This window comes from Streptomyces sp. NPDC049915 (assembly GCF_040656475.1).
In the GTDB taxonomy this organism is placed as follows: Bacteria; Actinomycetota; Actinomycetes; order Streptomycetales; family Streptomycetaceae; genus Streptomyces.
This window is the reverse complement of sequence record NZ_JBFAMH010000018.1, coordinates 111,129-126,513: the sequence shown is the minus strand read 5'-3', so window position 1 is coordinate 126,513 and position 15,385 is coordinate 111,129. Positions and strand designations below refer to the sequence as shown.

General features: G+C 70.3%; 11 protein-coding genes and 1 pseudogene. 3 read left to right on the top strand and 9 right to left on the bottom strand.

The features are described from left to right. Nucleotides 1-85: 85 nt before the first annotated feature. Entirely contained in the window at nt 86-739 is a 654-nt protein-coding gene (locus tag AB0J12_RS27290) for a response regulator (protein WP_363267076.1), read from the top strand. Nucleotides 740-806: 67 nt separating this feature from the next. Here AB0J12_RS27290 and AB0J12_RS27285 read toward each other — a convergent pair whose 3' ends face one another. The 8 genes and pseudogenes from AB0J12_RS27285 to AB0J12_RS27250 form a co-directional block, all read right to left on the bottom strand. After that, on the bottom strand, nt 807-1,523 hold the full coding sequence (locus AB0J12_RS27285; protein WP_363267075.1) for an ABC transporter ATP-binding protein: 717 nt from the start codon (nt 1,521-1,523) through the stop codon (nt 807-809). Then, nucleotides 1,520-2,419, bottom strand: coding sequence for an ABC transporter ATP-binding protein (locus AB0J12_RS27280; RefSeq protein ID WP_363267074.1), 900 nt, complete (start codon nt 2,417-2,419; stop codon nt 1,520-1,522). Before AB0J12_RS27280 ends, AB0J12_RS27285 begins: the two co-directional genes overlap by 4 nt. Before the next feature lie 5 nt (nt 2,420-2,424). Beyond that, nucleotides 2,425-4,251: a branched-chain amino acid ABC transporter permease gene (locus AB0J12_RS27275; protein WP_363267073.1), complete on the bottom strand. Its 1,827-nt coding sequence runs from the start codon at nt 4,249-4,251 to the stop codon at nt 2,425-2,427. A gap of 5 nt (nt 4,252-4,256) precedes the next feature. Beyond that, nucleotides 4,257-5,189 (bottom strand): branched-chain amino acid ABC transporter permease, encoded by a 933-nt coding sequence (locus AB0J12_RS27270; protein WP_363267071.1) that lies wholly within the window; start codon nt 5,187-5,189, stop codon nt 4,257-4,259. Between the two features lie 122 nt (nt 5,190-5,311). Then, entirely contained in the window at nt 5,312-6,547 is a 1,236-nt protein-coding gene (locus AB0J12_RS27265) for a branched-chain amino acid ABC transporter substrate-binding protein (RefSeq protein WP_363267070.1), read from the bottom strand. A 631-nt stretch (nt 6,548-7,178) separates the two neighbouring features. After that, the gene (locus tag AB0J12_RS27260) at nt 7,179-7,667 is read right to left on the bottom strand and encodes a hotdog fold thioesterase (protein WP_363267068.1); all 489 of its coding nucleotides are present in this window, start codon (nt 7,665-7,667) and stop codon (nt 7,179-7,181) included. Nucleotides 7,668-7,747: 80 nt separating this feature from the next. After that, on the bottom strand, nt 7,748-10,030 hold the full coding sequence (locus tag AB0J12_RS27255; protein WP_363267097.1) for an FdhF/YdeP family oxidoreductase: 2,283 nt from the start codon (nt 10,028-10,030) through the stop codon (nt 7,748-7,750). A 90-nt stretch (nt 10,031-10,120) separates the two neighbouring features. Continuing rightward, a pseudogene (locus AB0J12_RS27250) lies at nt 10,121-10,227 on the bottom strand (transglutaminase); the annotation flags it as partial. A 791-nt stretch (nt 10,228-11,018) separates the two neighbouring features. On the opposite strand from AB0J12_RS27250, the gene polA reads away from it, so the two are divergent. Both polA and AB0J12_RS27240 read left to right on the top strand, forming a co-directional pair. Next, entirely contained in the window at nt 11,019-13,745 is a 2,727-nt protein-coding gene (gene polA, locus AB0J12_RS27245; RefSeq protein ID WP_363267067.1) for a DNA polymerase I, read from the top strand. A gap of 304 nt (nt 13,746-14,049) precedes the next feature. After that, nucleotides 14,050-14,481, top strand: a complete 432-nt coding sequence (locus AB0J12_RS27240; protein ID WP_363267065.1) for a hypothetical protein — start codon at nt 14,050-14,052, stop codon at nt 14,479-14,481. On the opposite strand, the gene AB0J12_RS27235 is transcribed toward AB0J12_RS27240, so the two are convergent. Further along, the gene (locus tag AB0J12_RS27235) at nt 14,444-15,289 is read right to left on the bottom strand and encodes a DUF4184 family protein (RefSeq protein WP_363267064.1); all 846 of its coding nucleotides are present in this window, start codon (nt 15,287-15,289) and stop codon (nt 14,444-14,446) included. The genes AB0J12_RS27240 and AB0J12_RS27235 overlap by 38 nt on opposite strands. Nucleotides 15,290-15,385 lie beyond the last annotated feature (96 nt).

Below are 15,385 nucleotides of genomic sequence, written 5' to 3'. Positions count from 1 at the left end.
GAGTGTACCGGGTCACCGCACGCCGCCGCTGCTAGGTAGGCTCTGAGAAGCAGTACCAGCCTGCCCCGGAACAAGGAGCACCCCCGTGACCGCCGAGTCGCCCCAGCCCGCTGACGTGACCGACGACGACAAGTCGCACGTGCCTCCGCTGACGACCCGTGTCGTCATCGCCGAGGACGAGGCCCTGATCCGGCTCGACCTCAAAGAGATGCTGGAGGAGGAGGGCTACTCCGTCGTCGGTGAGGCCGGTGACGGCGAGCAGGCGATCGAGCTGGCCCGCGAGCACCAGCCGGACCTGGTGATCCTGGACGTGAAGATGCCGAAGCTCGACGGCATCTCGGCGGCGGAGAAGATCGCCGAGGAGGGCATCGCGCCGGTGCTGATGCTGACGGCGTTCTCGCAGCGTGATCTGGTCGAGCGGGCCAGGGATGCCGGGGCGATGGCGTACCTGGTGAAGCCGTTCTCCAAGAGTGATGTCGTTCCGGCGATCGAGATGGCCGTGTCGCGGTTCACGGAGCTGAAGGCGCTGGAGAAGGAGATCGTCGATCTCACCCAGCGTCTGGAGACGCGGAAGCTGGTGGACCGGGCGAAGTCGATTCTTCAGACGGAGTACGGGCTGACGGAGCCGGCGGCGTTCCGTTGGATTCAGAAGACGTCGATGGACCGTCGTATGTCGATGCAGCAGGTCGCGGAGGCGGTTATTCAGGACGCCGAGGAGAAGAAGGCCGCGAAGGGCTGATCCCGGTCGTACGGACGAGGCCCGCGTCCCCTGGAGAGGGGGCGCGGGCCTCTGTCGTGCGTGGATCTCAGTCTTCGCCGAGGTAGGCCTTGCGGACGGATTCGTCGTGCAGGAGGTCGCGTCCGGTGCCGGACAGGACGATCTTGCCGATTTCCATGACGTGGCCCTGGTCGGCGAGGGAGAGCGCCGCCTGGGCGTTCTGCTCGACGAGGAGGATCGTCGTGCCCTGGGTCTTCAGTTCGGCGATGGTGGCCATGATCTTCTGCATCATGATGGGGGAGAGGCCCATGGAGGGCTCGTCCAGCATGAGCAGCTTGGGCTGGGACATCAGGGCGCGGCCCATGGCGAGCATTTGCTGTTCGCCGCCGGAGAGGGTGCCGGCGGCCTGCTTGCGGCGTTCGCCCAGGATGGGGAAGAGGTCGTAGGCGCGCTGGATGTCTTTTTCGATGCCGGGTCGGTCGCTGCGCAGGAAGGCACCGAGGCGGAGGTTGTCCTCGATGGTCATGCGCGGGAAGATGTGCCGCCCTTCGGGGGAGTGGGCGAGCCCGAGGGAGACGATCTGGTGGGCGGGGGTCTTCTTGAGGGATTTGCCGTTGAATTTGATCTGGCCGCCGACGGGCTTGAGGAGGCCGGAGAGGGTGCGCAGGGTGGTGGTCTTGCCGGCGCCGTTGGTGCCGATGAGGGTGACGACCTCGCCTGCTTCGACCTTGAACGAGATGCCTTTGACGGCTTCGATCTTGCCGTAGGCGACGCGGAGGTCTTCGACTTCGAGGAGGGTGGTCATCGGTCGTTCTCCTTGCCGGGCGCGGCGTCCGTCGTGGCCTCGGCGGTCGCGGCGGGGGCCTGTGCTTCGGCGGCTTCGACCTCGGCGGCTTCTGCGGCGCCGGGGTCGCCTTCGAAGGGTTCGCCGAGGTAGGCGGCGATGACGCGTTCGTCGCCCTGGACGGTGGCGCTGTCGCCTTCGATGAGTTTTTCGCCCTGGACGAGGACGGCGACGCGGTCGCAGAGGTTGAAGATGAACCGCATGTCGTGCTCGATGACGAGGACGGCGATGCCCTGGTCGCGGATGGCGAAGACGAGTTCCTCGGTGGTCCGTGTCTCCTGCGGGTTCATGCCGGCCGTGGGCTCGTCGAGGAGCAGCAGGCCCGGTTCGCTGGCGAGTGCGCGGGCGATTTCGAGCTTGCGCTGTTCGCCGTAGGGGAGGTTGCGGGCGAGGTGGTCGGCCTTGTTGGCGAGGCCGACGAACTCGAGGAGTTCCATGGCGCGTTCGCGTGAGGCTTTTTCGGCTTTGTGGAAGCCGGGGCCGCGCAGGACGGCGGACCAGAAGCCTTCCTTGGTGCGGGTGTGGCGGCCGACGAGGACGTTTTCGAGGACCGTCATGTTGGCGAACAGGCGGATGTTCTGGAAGGTGCGGGCGATGCCGGCGGCGGTGACTTTGAAGGACTTGGGCGGCAGGACGTTGCCCTTGTAGCGGACTTCGCCTTCGGTGGGGATGTACAGGCCGGTGAGGCAGTTGAAGAAGGTGGTTTTTCCGGCGCCGTTGGGGCCGATGAGTCCGACGATCTCGCCGCTGCCGACGGTGAGGTCGACGCCGCGTACGGCGGTGAGGCCGCCGAAGCGCATGGTGACGCCGCGTGCGTCGAGGACGGTTTCGCCGGTGGTGATGGTCTGGGTGGTCATCTGTGTCAGGCCCCTGTCTTGCCGAGGACTGCGGGCGCTTCGGCCTCGTCGTGGAATTCGAGCTGCCGGCGCCGGTTGGCGACGAGGCCTTCGGGGCGGAAGCGCATCAGGAGGATGAGTGCGACGCCGAAGGCGAAGAGCTGGTAGTCGCCGAGGAACTGCAGCTTGTTGGGGATGAGGTAGAGCAGGGAGGCGCCGATGAGGGGGCCGCCGATGGTGCCCATGCCGCCGAGGACGACTGCGGCGAGGAGGAAGGCGCTGTTGGGCGGGATGGGTCCGGCGAACTGGTACTGCTCGGGGGTCACGGTGTAGGTGACGTGGGCCTGGACGGTGCCGGCGAGTCCGGCGAGGGAGGCGCCGACGGCGAAGGCGATGAGTTTGACGCGGAAGCCGTTGATGCCCATGGCGAGGGCGGCGGTTTCGTCTTCGCGGATGGCGACCCAGGCGCGGCCGATGCGGGAGTCGCCGCTGCGTCGGAAGACGAGGACGACGACGGCGGTGATGAGCAGCATCAGCAGGAAGTAGTTGGCGAAGCGGCCGATGGTGAAGCCTGCGATGGTGTGTTCGGCGCCGAGGTCCCAGCCGAGGATGTTCAGGTTGGGGATGGAGGAGATGCCGTTGGAGCCGTTCGTGATGTCGGGTCCGGAGGTGCCGTCGAGGTTGTTGACGGTGATGCGGAAGATCTCTCCGAAGCCGAGGGTGACGATGGCGAGGTAGTCGCCGCGCAGTCGCAGGGTGGGGGCGCCGATGAGGACGCCGAACACGAGGGAGGCTGCGGCGCCGACGAGGGCGGCGGCCCAGAAGGGGAAGTGGACGTGCAGGGGGGAGCTGGGGGAGCCGGAGACGAGGGCCGCGGCGTAGGCGCCGACGCCGAGGAAGGCGACGTAGCCGAGGTCGAGGAGTCCGGCGAGGCCGACGACGATGTTCAGGCCGAGGGCGACGGTGGCGAAGATGAGGATGTAGACGCCGAGGGTCGCGTACTGGTCGTCGGTCTGGGTGAAGGGGAAGAGGGCGGCGGTGACGAAGGCGCCGACCATGGTGATGTTCTGGTGCCGGCTGGTGATTTCGGAGGCGTGGGCGACGAGGCCGGCCTTGGCGAGGGCGGCGAAGCCGAAGCCTGCGGTGATGAGGAAGCCGACGAAGAGTTCGTCGTATTCGGTGCCGATGCCGTAGGTGAAGACGATGAGGGCTACGGCGAGGACGGCGACGATGACGAGGATCTCGGCGTAGGCGGGGAGCTTGGGGGCGGGGCGCGCGGTGTCTGCGGTGAAGGCGGCCTTGAGGGTGGCGCGGCTGTGGGCGGCGCGGTTCTTGAAGTGTTCCCAGCCGTTGTCGTCGGGGTCGATGGGGTCGGGTTCGGGCCGCTGGAAGGGCAGCGCGAGGGCGCCGAGGAAGGCGACGAGGCTGGTGACGGCGACGATGTAGCCGCCGGGTTCGAGGTTGACGACGCCGCCGAGTTCGACGCTGATGGAGATGACGGTGTACCAGGCGGTGGCGAAGGTGGCGAGGGCCGCGAACTTCAGGGCGGCGTCGGCGCCGGCGGGGACGAGCCAGCGCAGGTACTTGACGTCGTAGGAGGCGGCGGCGAGGACGGTGGTGAGGATGCCGCCGATGAGGACGAGGACCTGCAGGCCGCCGGGGTAGCCGTAGACGGTGAGGTCGCCGGGGAATTCTCGCGTCCAGGTCCAGGCGAGGAAGGTGGCGACGATGGTGAGGACGGCGCCGCCGGTGGCGAGGGCGCGGCCGAGGGTGGCCGGGATGCCGATGAGTCCGGCGGGGGTGCCGGCCGCGGGGGCGCTGGGGGTTTCGGGTGCGGTGGTCTGTGTGGTCATCGGTGTCACGCCCTGTCCGCGACGCGCTCGCCGAGCAGGCCTTGGGGCCTGAGCAGCAGAACAAGGATGAGGAGTACGAAGGCCCAGACGTCGGCCCAGGACTGGCTGCCGAACTTGTCCATGCCGGGGAGGTCGGAGATGTAGGCGGCGGCGATGGTTTCGGCGACGCCGAGGACGACTCCGCCGATCATGGCGCCGTAGATGTTGCCGATGCCTCCGAGGACGGCTGCGGTGAAGGCCTTGAGGCCGAGGATGAAGCCCATCTTGAAGTCGATCTGGCCGTATTTGAGGCCGTTTGCGACTCCGGCGACGGCGGCGAAGGCGGCTCCGAGGGCGAACGCGATGACGATGATGCGGTCGGTGTTGATGCCCATGAGCTTCGCGGTGTCGGGGTCCTGGGCGGTGGCCTGCATGCCGCGGCCGGTGCGGGTCTTCATGACGAAGTAGGCGAGGACGGCCATGCTCAGGGGGGCGGCGATCAGCAGGAAGATGTCGCCGGTCTGGATGGTGACGCTGCCGATGTGGAAGGGGCCGCCCTCGATCTGGGGGAAGGTGCGGGCGGACTTGGCCTCGGGGTACCAGGCCCAGACGGCTTGCTGCAGCGCGAGGGAGAGGCCGATGGCGGTGATGAGAGGCGCCAGGCGGGGGGCGGTGCGCAGGGGCCGGTAGGCGAATCGTTCCGCTGCGACGGCGACGAGGACGGCGACGATGATGCCGCCGATGAGCATGAGGGGGAGGGCTATCCACATGCTCGTCCCGTCGGGCAGGACGTAGGCGTAGACCGTGAGGGCACCGAAGGCCCCGGTCATGAAGATCTCGCCGTGGGCGAAGTTGATGAGCTGGACGATGCCGTAGACCATCGTGTAGCCAATGGCGACCAGCCCGTACATGGATCCCAGTAGCAGGCCGTTGACCAGCTGCTGCGGCAGTTCGTTCACCGCATGTCCTCCGAGACGTTCGGATGTTAGACGGATGTGCCGGATGTCCGGATGTGAGTCCGCGCGGGGCGCCAAGTGGAACAGCGCCCCGCGCGGCTCATGGGTGGTGCGGGAGGTGTGGGTCAGCCACCGTTGTAGGTGCCGGACTCCACGGTCTTCCAGGTCCCGTTCTCGACGGCGTAGACGGTGAGCTGCTTGTTGGTGGTGTCACCGTACTGATCGAAGGAGACCTTGCCGGTCACTCCGTCGAAGGAGACGCTCTGCATGGCCTCCGTGATCTTGGCGCGGGCGTCGTCGGGGAGCTTGCCGTTGTTGTCGGCGACGACCTTCTTGACGGCCTCGATGATGGCCTGGGCGGAGTCGTAGGCGTAGCCGCCGTACGCGCCGTAGGCGTCCTTGTAGCCGCCGGCCTTGTAGTTGTCCAGGAACTGCTTGGCGGAGGGGAGTTCCTCGAGCGGGGCGCCGACGGAGGTGGCGAGGTCGCCGTTGCTGGCGGCGCCGGCGAGCTTGACGTAGGTCGGGTCGTACAGGGCGTCGCCGCCGACGACCGGGATCTTGGCTCCGGCGGCCTTGATCTGCTTGCTGAGCGGGCCGGCCTGCGGGTACTCGCCGCCGTAGTAGACGACGTCGGCGCCGGAGTTCTTGACCTTGGTGGCGACCGCGGAGAAGTCCTTGGCGTCGGGGTTGATGTGCTCGGTGCCGGCGACGGTGCCGCCGAGCTTCTTGAACTCGGTGGTGAAGGTGCCCGCGAGGCCGGCGCCGTAGGTCTTCTTGTCGTCGATGACGAAGACCTTCTTCTTCTTGGCCTTGTTGAAGACGTACTGGGCGGCGAACGGGCCCTGGACGGCGTCCGTGGTCGCGGTGCGGAAGTACGACTTGTACGTGCGGGTCTTGCTGGTGGCCCAGTTGGTGCCCTGGGTGAGGGCCGGGTTGGTGTTGGCGGGGGAGATCTCGACGAGCTTGGCGTCGTCGAAGACCTTCTGCATGGACTCGGCGACGGAGGAGTTCAGCGGGCCGACGACGCCGAGGACGTCCTTGTTGGCGACCAGTTTGGTGGCGTTCTGCTGGCCGGAGGAGGGCTGGGCCTGGTCGTCCAGAGCCTGCGTCTCGAAGGTGATGCCGTCGACGGCCTTGTTCTTGTTGGCCTGCTTGACGGCGAGGTCGACGGAGTTCTTGATGCCGAGGCCGATCGCGGACAGGTCGCCCGTGAGGGGCGCGTCGACGCCGATGACGACCTTGGTGCCGCCGCCGTTCCCGGAGTCCGATCCACCGTCCTTGTCACGCGAGCCGCAGGCGGTGAGGGTCAGTGCTCCCGCAGCCAGCGCGGCGGTGATGGCGATGAGCGAACGTTGACGCACGGTCAGTCCTTTCCCTGGCACAGCCGAATCCCCGTGGAAACGGCTGAGTCGAGCGCTGGGCCGAAGTGGCATTCCGACGGCGCGGTGACTGGCGGTGACTCTAAGCGTGTGTGGGGAACGTGGAGGAGGGTCTGCCCCATGCTGTGACGCTCTTGTTATGACACGACGTAATGCAGAGCGGTGCAGCGTGGGGGGAACGGCGGAATTCAGGCCGATTCGCCCCGTCCGGATTCTGAGAACGCCCAGGACTCGCCAGGGTGCGTTCAGGCGTCTCGGCGTTTTTGGTGATTACCGGGAATCGTTGCCATGGGCCACTGGCGGGGGTCGGGCCGGGGTGGGCCGCCGAAGATGATCAAGAAGAAAGAGTGATCGTTTATTGCATGCGGATTACGCACGGTTACGGATCAGGAAAAGGAATCGTTGGTTCCTGGCCAGATTTCCGCATTGGGGTGGGCGGGGTGATCGTGATCTTGCGCGAGGGAAGCGGCTTCTTTGTCCGTGATGCACCCATAAAAGCCGAAGCCGCCCGTCCGGGGGCGGACGGGCGGCAGGTGGTGGGGGTGCGGGGCTCGGCGGGCCGGTGGGCTGGGGTCGGCTCGCCGGTGCCCGATGGTGGCCCGGTCGGGTCGGGTCAGCCGGCGGGGCGGGCGGCGGCTTCGTCGCCGGGCCTGGCGTCGCGCAGCAGGCAGGTCAGCCGTGCGCTGCACACGCGCCGCCCCTGCTCGTCCGAGATGACGATCTCGTACGTCGCCGTCGAGCGGCCCCGGTGCAGCGGCGTCGCCACGCCGGTGACCAGGCCGGAGTTGACCCCGCGGTGGTGGGTGCAGTTGAGGTCGACCCCGACGGCGATCTTGGTGCTGCCGCCGTGCAGCATGGAGCCGACCGAGCCCAGCGTCTCGGCGAGCACCGCGGACGCGCCGCCGTGCAGCAGGCCGTAGGGCTGGGTGTTGCCCTCCACCGGCATGGTGCCGACGACCCGCTCGGCGGAGGCCTCCAGGATCTGCACGCCCATGCGCGTCCCGAGGTGTCCCGCGGAGAAGAGGGCCGGCAGGTCGATGCCGAGTGCGGCGTACTCGTCGAGGACCTCCTGCGGGAACTTCACGTGGTGCTGCTCGCCCATGGGCCCGGCTCCGTTCGTCGTCGTGACACGTCCTTGCCGGCTCAGGCGGACGCCTGAGCCCTGCTGACTTAAGCGAACGCTCAGTCGGTGGCCGATTGTTCCAGACGGACCACAACGGACTTGCTGGCAGGGGTGTTGCTGGTGTCCGCGGTGGCGTCCAGCGGCACCAGGACGTTCGTCTCCGGGTAGTAGGCGGCCGCACAGCCCCGCGCGGTCGGGTAGTGCACCACCCGGAAGCCGGGCGCCCGCCGCTCCACACCGTCCTGCCACTCGCTGACCAGGTCGACGTAGGAGCCGTCGGCGACGTCCAGGGCGCGGGCGTCGTCGGGGTTGACCAGCACCACCCGGCGGCCGTCCCGGATGCCCCGGTAGCGGTCGTCGAGGCCGTAGATCGTGGTGTTGTACTGGTCGTGCGAGCGCAGGGTCTGCAGCAGCAGCCGGCCTTCGGGCAGCTTCGGGAACTCCACCGGCGCCGCAGTGAAGTTGGCCTTGCCGGTGGCCGTCGGGAAGCGGCGCTCGTCGCGCGGGGCGTGCGGCAGCGCGAAGCCGCCGGTGGAACCGGTCACGCGCGCGTTGAAGTCCTCGAAGCCGGGGACCACGCGCGCGATGCGGTCGCGGATCGTCGCGTAATCCTTCTCGAACTCCTCCCAGGGGGCGACGGTCCTGTCCCCGAGCACCCGGCGGGCCAGACGGCACACGATGGCCGGCTCGGACAGCAGATGCCCGCTCGCCGGTTCCAGGCGGCCACGGGAGGCGTGCACCATGCCCATGGAGTCCTCGACGGTGACGAACTGCTCGCCGCTGTCCTGCAGATCCCGTTCGGTGCGGCCGAGCGTCGGCAGGATCAGCGCCCGGGTGCCCGTCACCACGTGGGAGCGGTTGAGCTTCGTCGACACGTGCACGCTCAGGCGGGCGCGCCGCATGGCCGCCTCGGTGACCTCCGTGTCGGGGGAGGCGGAGACGAAGTTGCCGCCCATCGCGAAGAACACCTTCGCCTCGCCGTCGCGCAGCGCGCGGATGGCGCGGACGACGTCGTAGCCGTGCTTGCGCGGCGGAGCGAAGCCGAACTCCGTCTCCAGCGCGTCCAGGAAGGCGGGCGCCGGGCGTTCGAAGATGCCCATGGTGCGGTCGCCCTGCACGTTGGAATGGCCGCGCACCGGGCAGACACCCGCGCCGGGACGGCCGATGTTGCCGCGCAGCAGCAGGAAGTTGACGACTTCCTTGATCGTCGGCACCGAGTGCTTGTGCTGGGTGAGGCCCATCGCCCAGCACACGATGGTGCGCTGCGAGGCGAGCACCATGGCGAGGGCCCGCTCGATCTGCTCCCGCGTCAGACCGGTCGCGGTGAGCGTCTCGTCCCAGTCGGCGGCGCGGGCGGCCCGCGCGAACTCCTCGTACCCGTGAGTGTGTTCGCGGACGAATTCCTCGTCCACCGCGTCCTCGGTGTCGAGGATCAGCTTGTTGAGGAGGCGGAAGAGGGCCTGGTCGCCGCCGATGCGGATCTGCAGGAACAGGTCGGTGAGCGCGGCGCCCGCGGTGAGGCCCTTGGGGGTCTGCGGGTTGTGGAACCGCTCCAGGCCCGCCTCGGGCAGCGGGTTGACGCTGATGATCTTCGCGCCGTTCGCCTTGGCCTTCTCCAGCGCGGAGAGCATGCGCGGGTGGTTCGTGCCCGGGTTCTGGCCGGCGACGATGATCAGATCGGCCTGGTGGAGGTCCTCCAGCAGGACGCTGCCCTTGCCGATTCCGATCGTCTCACCGAGGGCCGAGCCGGAGGACTCGTGGCACATGTTGGAGCAGTCCGGCAGGTTGTTCGTGCCCAGCTCGCGGGCGAAGAGCTGGTAGAGGAAGGCTGCCTCGTTGCTGGTGCGGCCCGAGGTGTAGAAGACGGCCTCGTCGGGGGAGTCGAGGGCGTCGATCTCCTCGGCGACGATGTCGAAGGCGCGCTCCCAGGTGACCGGCTCGTAGTGGTCGGCGCCCTCGGGCAGATACATGGGGTGGGTCAGGCGGCCTTGCTGTCCCAGCCAGTACCCGCTCCTGGTCGCCAGGTCGGACACCGGGTGCGCGGCGAAGAACTCCGTGGTGACCCGGCGCAGCGTGGCCTCCTCGGCGACCGCCTTCGCGCCGTTCTCGCAGAACTCCGCCTTGTGCCGGTGGTCCGGCTCCGGCCAGGCGCAGCCGGGGCAGTCGAAGCCGTCCTTCTGGTTCACGCTCAGCAGCGTGAGCATGGTGCGCTTCACGCCCATCTGCTGCTGGGCCATGCGCAGCGTGTGCCCGATGGCCGCCAGCCCGGCCGCGGCGCGCTTCGGCTCCGCGACCTGCGGCGCGTCCTGAACGGGGTCGGCCTTCGGCGGCTTCGTCGCCATCGCGCACTCTCCTTCGGGTACACGTCGGTGGTACGGCCTCAGATCCTCGCACGGACCACTGACAACGCTCAGCCTCCTGGGCGGGGACGACTGATAGCACAGCGCCGTCGGGATGTGTCCTCGGCGCGCAGCAGCGCGGCCAGGGCATGTGCCTTGGCGCAGCAGATGCCGGTGCGCCGCTCGATCACGTCGGAGGAGGACACGGTGCCGACGGGGCGCGGGTGCCCCGCCGCGCCCCGATGACCGCCGGCGGCCGTCCCCACCGCCTCGCACTGCTCCCGCCGTTGGCCTGCGTTCCGGCCGACGTTCGTCGTCTGCCGTTCGCGTGCGCGCCGGCCCGCGTCCCTTGCCCGCCGCTCGCGTGTGTTCCGGCCCGCGCCCGGTTGCCCGCCGGTCGTCTGCGTTCCGGTCTGCACCGGTCGTCCGCCGGTCGTCTGCGTTCCGGGCTGTGCCGGTCGTCCGGGGGTCGTCTGCGTTCCGGCCTGTGCCGGTCGTCCGGGGGTCGTCTGCGTTCCGGCACATGCCCGTTGCCCGCCCCGCCCGCCGTTCGCCTGTGTTCGGGCTCGGGCCGCGCCCGGTGCCCGCCGTTCGCCTGCGCGTCGGCCCGCGCCCCCGTGGCCCGCCGCGCCTCTCGCCTCGACCGCCGGTCGATCCCCGACTCGTCTCGGCGGCCCGTCGCCGCCCGTCTCAGCCCGCCGGGTGCCGCAGAGCGCCGCATGCCGCCTGCCCTCCTGCTGCGGCGCGCTCCTGTGCCGCCCCTCACATTCCGCCCCGGCGACGATCACCCGTCGCCGCGAGGTCGGCGGGCGGGAGCGCCGGACCCGATGACGGTGGGGAGGGCCGGGAACGGCGGGCCGAGCCGGTCGGACCGCGCGGCGCCGCACCCGGGGACGGCGGCCCGGTGACGCGGCAGGTGGCCGCCCTCCGCAGCCGGCGGCAGCCACCCGGTGGCGGCTCGGTGTCAGTGGGGCGTGGCAGGATCGGGGGCGTGGCAGAGACAGCAGCGAAGAAGACCGACAGCAGCCCCGGTGGCAGCCGCCCGCGCCTGATGCTCATGGACGGGCACTCCCTGGCCTACCGCGCGTTCTTCGCGCTGCCCGCGGAGAACTTCACCACCGCGACCGGCCAGCCGACGAACGCGATCTACGGCTTCGCGTCGATGCTGGCGAACACGCTGCGCGACGAGGCGCCCACGCACTTCGCGGTCGCTTTCGACGTCTCCCGCAAGACGTGGCGCTCGCAGGAGTTCACCGAGTACAAGGCGAACCGCTCCAAGACCCCGGACGAGTTCAAGGGCCAGGTCGAGCTGATCGGCGAGCTGCTCGACGCGATGCACGTCTCCCGCTTCGCCGTCGACGGCTTCGAGGCGGACGACATCATCGCCACGCTCGCCACCCAGGCCGCCGAGCAGGGCTTCGAGGTGCTGATCGTCACCGGCGACCGCGACTCCTTCCAGCTGGTCAGCGACCACGTCACGGTGCTGTACCCGACGAAGGGCGTCTCGGAGCTGACCCGGTTCACCCCGGAGAAGGTTTTCGAGAAGTACGGATTGACGCCCGCCCAGTACCCCGACTTCGCGGCGCTGCGCGGTGACCCCTCCGACAACCTCCCCGGCATCCCCGGCGTGGGCGAGAAGACCGCCGCGAAGTGGATCAACCAGTTCGGTTCCTTCGCCCAGCTGGTCGAGCGCGTCGAAGAGGTCAAGGGCAAGGCCGGGCAGAACCTCCGCGACCACCTGGAGGCCGTCAAACTCAACCGCCGGCTCACCGAGCTGGAGCGGCAGGTGCCGCTGGACAAGACGGTCGCCGACCTGGAGCGCCCGGCCTACGACCGCAAGGCCGTCGCGATGATCCTGGACACCCTGGAGATCCGCAACCCGTCGCTGCGCGAGCGCCTGCTCGCCGTCGACCCGGGTGCGGCGGAGGCCGAGACGACCCCGGTGGTGGCGGACGGCGTCGAGCTGGACGGCACGGTGCTGGGCAGCGGCGAGCTGGCCGGCTGGCTGACCGAGCACAGCGGCGAGCCGCTCGGTGTCGCCACCGTCGACACCTGGGCGCTGGGCGCCGGCTCCGTCGCCGAGGTCGCGCTGGCCACCGCCGGTGGTCCGGCCGCCTGGTTCGACCCCTCCCAGCTCGACGAGGCCGACGAGAACGCGTTCGCGGCCTGGCTCGCCGACGCCGCGCGGCCCAAGGTGTTCCACGACGTCAAGCGCGCCATGCGGGTGTTCGCCGAGCACGGCTGGAGCATCGCCGGTGTCTCGATGGACACCGCGCTCGCCGCGTACCTGGTCAAGCCGGGCCGCCGCTCCTTCGACCTGGACGCACTGTCGATGGAGTACCTGCACCGCGAGCTGGCGCCCGCCGCCGCGGCCGACGGCCAGCTCGCCTTCGGCGCGGACGACGGCGCCGAGGCGGAGGCGCTGATGATCCAGGCCCGTGCCGTCCTCGACCTGGGCGAGGCCTTCGAGAGCAAGCTTCAGGAGGTCGGCGCCGCGGACCTGCTGCGCGACATGGAGCTGCCCACCTCCACGCTGCTGGCCCGCATGGAGCGGCACGGCATCGCCGCCGACCGCGCCCACCTGGAGACCATGGAGCAGATGTTCGCGGGCGCCGTGCAGCAGGCGGTGAAGGAGGCGCACGCGGCGGCCGGGCACGAGTTCAACCTCGGCTCGCCCAAGCAGCTCCAGGAGGTCCTGTTCGGCGAACTGGGCCTGCCGAAGACGAAGAAGACCAAGACCGGCTACACCACCGACGCCGACGCCCTGGCCTGGCTGGCCGGCCAGACCGACAACGAGCTGCCGGTGATCATGCTCCGCCACCGCGAGCAGGCGAAGCTGCGGGTCACGGTCGAGGGCCTGATCAAGACGATCGCCTCGGACGGCCGGATCCACACCTCGTTCAACCAGACCGTCGCGGCGACGGGCCGGCTGTCCTCCACGGACCCGAACCTGCAGAACATCCCGGTCCGCACCGACGAGGGCCGCGCGATCCGCCGCGGGTTCGTCGTCGGCGAGGGCTATGAGTCGCTGATGACCGCGGACTACAGCCAGATCGAGCTGCGGGTGATGGCCCACCTGTCGGAGGACGCGGGCCTGATCGAGGCGTTCACGTCCGGTGAGGACCTGCACACGACAGCGGCCTCCCAGGTCTTCGCGGTGGAGCCCGCCGCGGTGGACGCCGAGATGCGCCGCAAGATCAAGGCGATGTCCTACGGCCTGGCGTACGGCCTGTCGGCGTTCGGTCTGTCCCAGCAGCTGAACATCGAGGCCGCCGAGGCGCGCACGCTGATGGACGCCTACTTCGACCGCTTCGGCGGGGTGCGGGACTATCTGCGCCGGGTCGTCGACGAGGCGCGGGCGACGGGCTACACGGCGACGCTGTTCGGCCGCCGCCGCTATCTGCCCGACCTCAACAGCGACAACCGCCAGCGCCGCGAGGCGGCCGAGCGGATGGCGCTGAACGCGCCCATCCAGGGCACGGCGGCCGACATCGTGAAGATCGCGATGCTGAACGTGGACCGGGCACTGCGCGAGGCGAACCTCACCTCCCGCATGCTGCTCCAGGTCCACGACGAAATCGTCCTCGAGATCGCCCCCGGCGAGCGCGAGGAGGCGGAGGAACTGGTCCGCCGCGAGATGGCGGCCGCGGTCCGGCTGCGCGTCCCGCTGGGCGTCTCGGTCGGCGTCGGCCCGGACTGGGAGTCGGCAGCGCACTAGCCCGCCGAACGGCGGGGCCGGGGGAGCGGCCGGGGCGGGGGCCACCCGCCGCTCGGCGGCCCCCGGCCCGTGCCGGCCGCCGTCGCGCTTTCCGCCGGCGGTCCTGCTCCCCACCTCCGGGGGCGCCGGGAACTACGCGATCGGCCCCCCCACCACCGCATTCTCTCGACGGCACAAGCCACCCGCGACGCTTCTCGGCGCCAACCGACTCCCAGGGCACCCGGGGCCAACCCCCGCAGGGACCGTCACTCGGCTGGCCCCCGCAGAAACGCGCCGCCCGCCGCCCTGCCGCCAGGATGCGGGCATGGGTATACGCATGCTCCACCGCCGCACGGCACGAGCTCAGGCCCAGCACCAGGCACCGGCCCGAGCCGACGCCACGGCGGATCTCTCCGCGCCGCTTCCGTCCGTTCCGCCCTTCGCGGCGGACGCCAGTACCGGCCGCGTCCCCACCACCCGCGCCGAGGCCCTGCGCCGCGGCACCACAGCCCTCGCCCGTCGCCTCATCCGCCGGGACGCGTCGGCCGCGGCCGACGACACCGGCGTAGGGGAAGCTCCCGGTGAGGTGCCGCGCTGGCGGCTGTGGACCGAGCTGGCTCTGAGCTACCTGGCGCTGCTGCTCAGCCGGCTGCCGCGCCCCTCCCGCCGGGCGCGCACGTTCACGGTGTTCGTGGTTCCGCTGCCCCCGACCGCCGCGGTCACCGGGCCGGACGGCTCCCCTCGAGCACGCCGCTGACCGCGCCCGCACCGACGGTGACCGGTCGGCGCACCCGCACTCCGACGGCGTACACAAGCAGCCCGAGGACGAGTCCGGTGCCGAAACACACCGTCGGGATCAGCTCCCACGGCTTGGCGGTGGCCCCCCGGTAGGCCCACCACCGCGTGGCCCGCTGTGCCGCGCCCGCCGGCGCGCAGCCGCCGAGCAGCGCCGCGGCGCACCACCGGTCCCGCGCCGACAGCGCGGGCACGGCGGCCGGCCCGCCCGAGGGCGCCCGGCGCACCGCGCGCCACAGGAACGCGGTGATCACCAGCGCGGCCACCGCCGAGCCGCCGTACTGCAGGTACCAGTACAGCGGTGCGCCCGCCAGCTGCCGCCCCAGGACGGGGAACACACGCATCCCCCACCGGTCCAGGTGCGTGAACGCGTCCCACACCACGTGCGACAGCGCTCCGAGCGCCGCCGAGGCATACCACCACAGCACGACGGCGGGCCGCACAGGCGTGCGTGGCGCCCCGCAGCGCAGCAGCGCCGCCCACGGGCCCTGCCGGGTCCGCGGCAGCAGCGCCACGAGCGGCTCGCGCACCAGCAGCCACATCGCCACGAGCAGCCAGGCGATGAGCACGTCGACGGTGAAGACCCCGGGGAAGGAGTGCGTGACGTCCCCGAACTCCATCGCACCGGGCACGACACTCGCCGCGTAGTAGGTCATGTCGGGCGAGAAGGAACCCGCCACCATGACGGCCGGCACGAGCGGGCCCCGGCCGGAGCCGTCGATGCGCACGGCGGGCAGCACGGCGGCCGCATGGCTCAGCGTGAACGGCAACGGGTCCCCCTGCGACGCGTGTTGACCGGATGTGACCGGTACGTGATCGGCGGCGTCCAGTATGCGGTGTGGCACAGGACCTCGAACGGCACATGG

Excerpts from the sequence above, each read along its gene's own strand:
- AB0J12_RS27255 (WP_363267097.1), bottom strand. The coding sequence starts at position 10,030 with ATGGCGACGAAGCCGCCGAAGGCCGACCCCGTTCAGGACGCGCCGCAG.
- AB0J12_RS27285 (WP_363267075.1), bottom strand. The coding sequence starts at position 1,523 with ATGACCACCCTCCTCGAAGTCGAAGACCTCCGCGTCGCCTACGGCAAG.
- AB0J12_RS27280 (WP_363267074.1), bottom strand. The coding sequence starts at position 2,419 with ATGACCACCCAGACCATCACCACCGGCGAAACCGTCCTCGACGCACGC.
- AB0J12_RS27240 (WP_363267065.1), top strand. The coding sequence starts at position 14,050 with ATGGGTATACGCATGCTCCACCGCCGCACGGCACGAGCTCAGGCCCAG.
- AB0J12_RS27275 (WP_363267073.1), bottom strand. The coding sequence starts at position 4,251 with ATGACCACACAGACCACCGCACCCGAAACCCCCAGCGCCCCCGCGGCC.
- AB0J12_RS27260 (WP_363267068.1), bottom strand. The coding sequence starts at position 7,667 with ATGGGCGAGCAGCACCACGTGAAGTTCCCGCAGGAGGTCCTCGACGAG.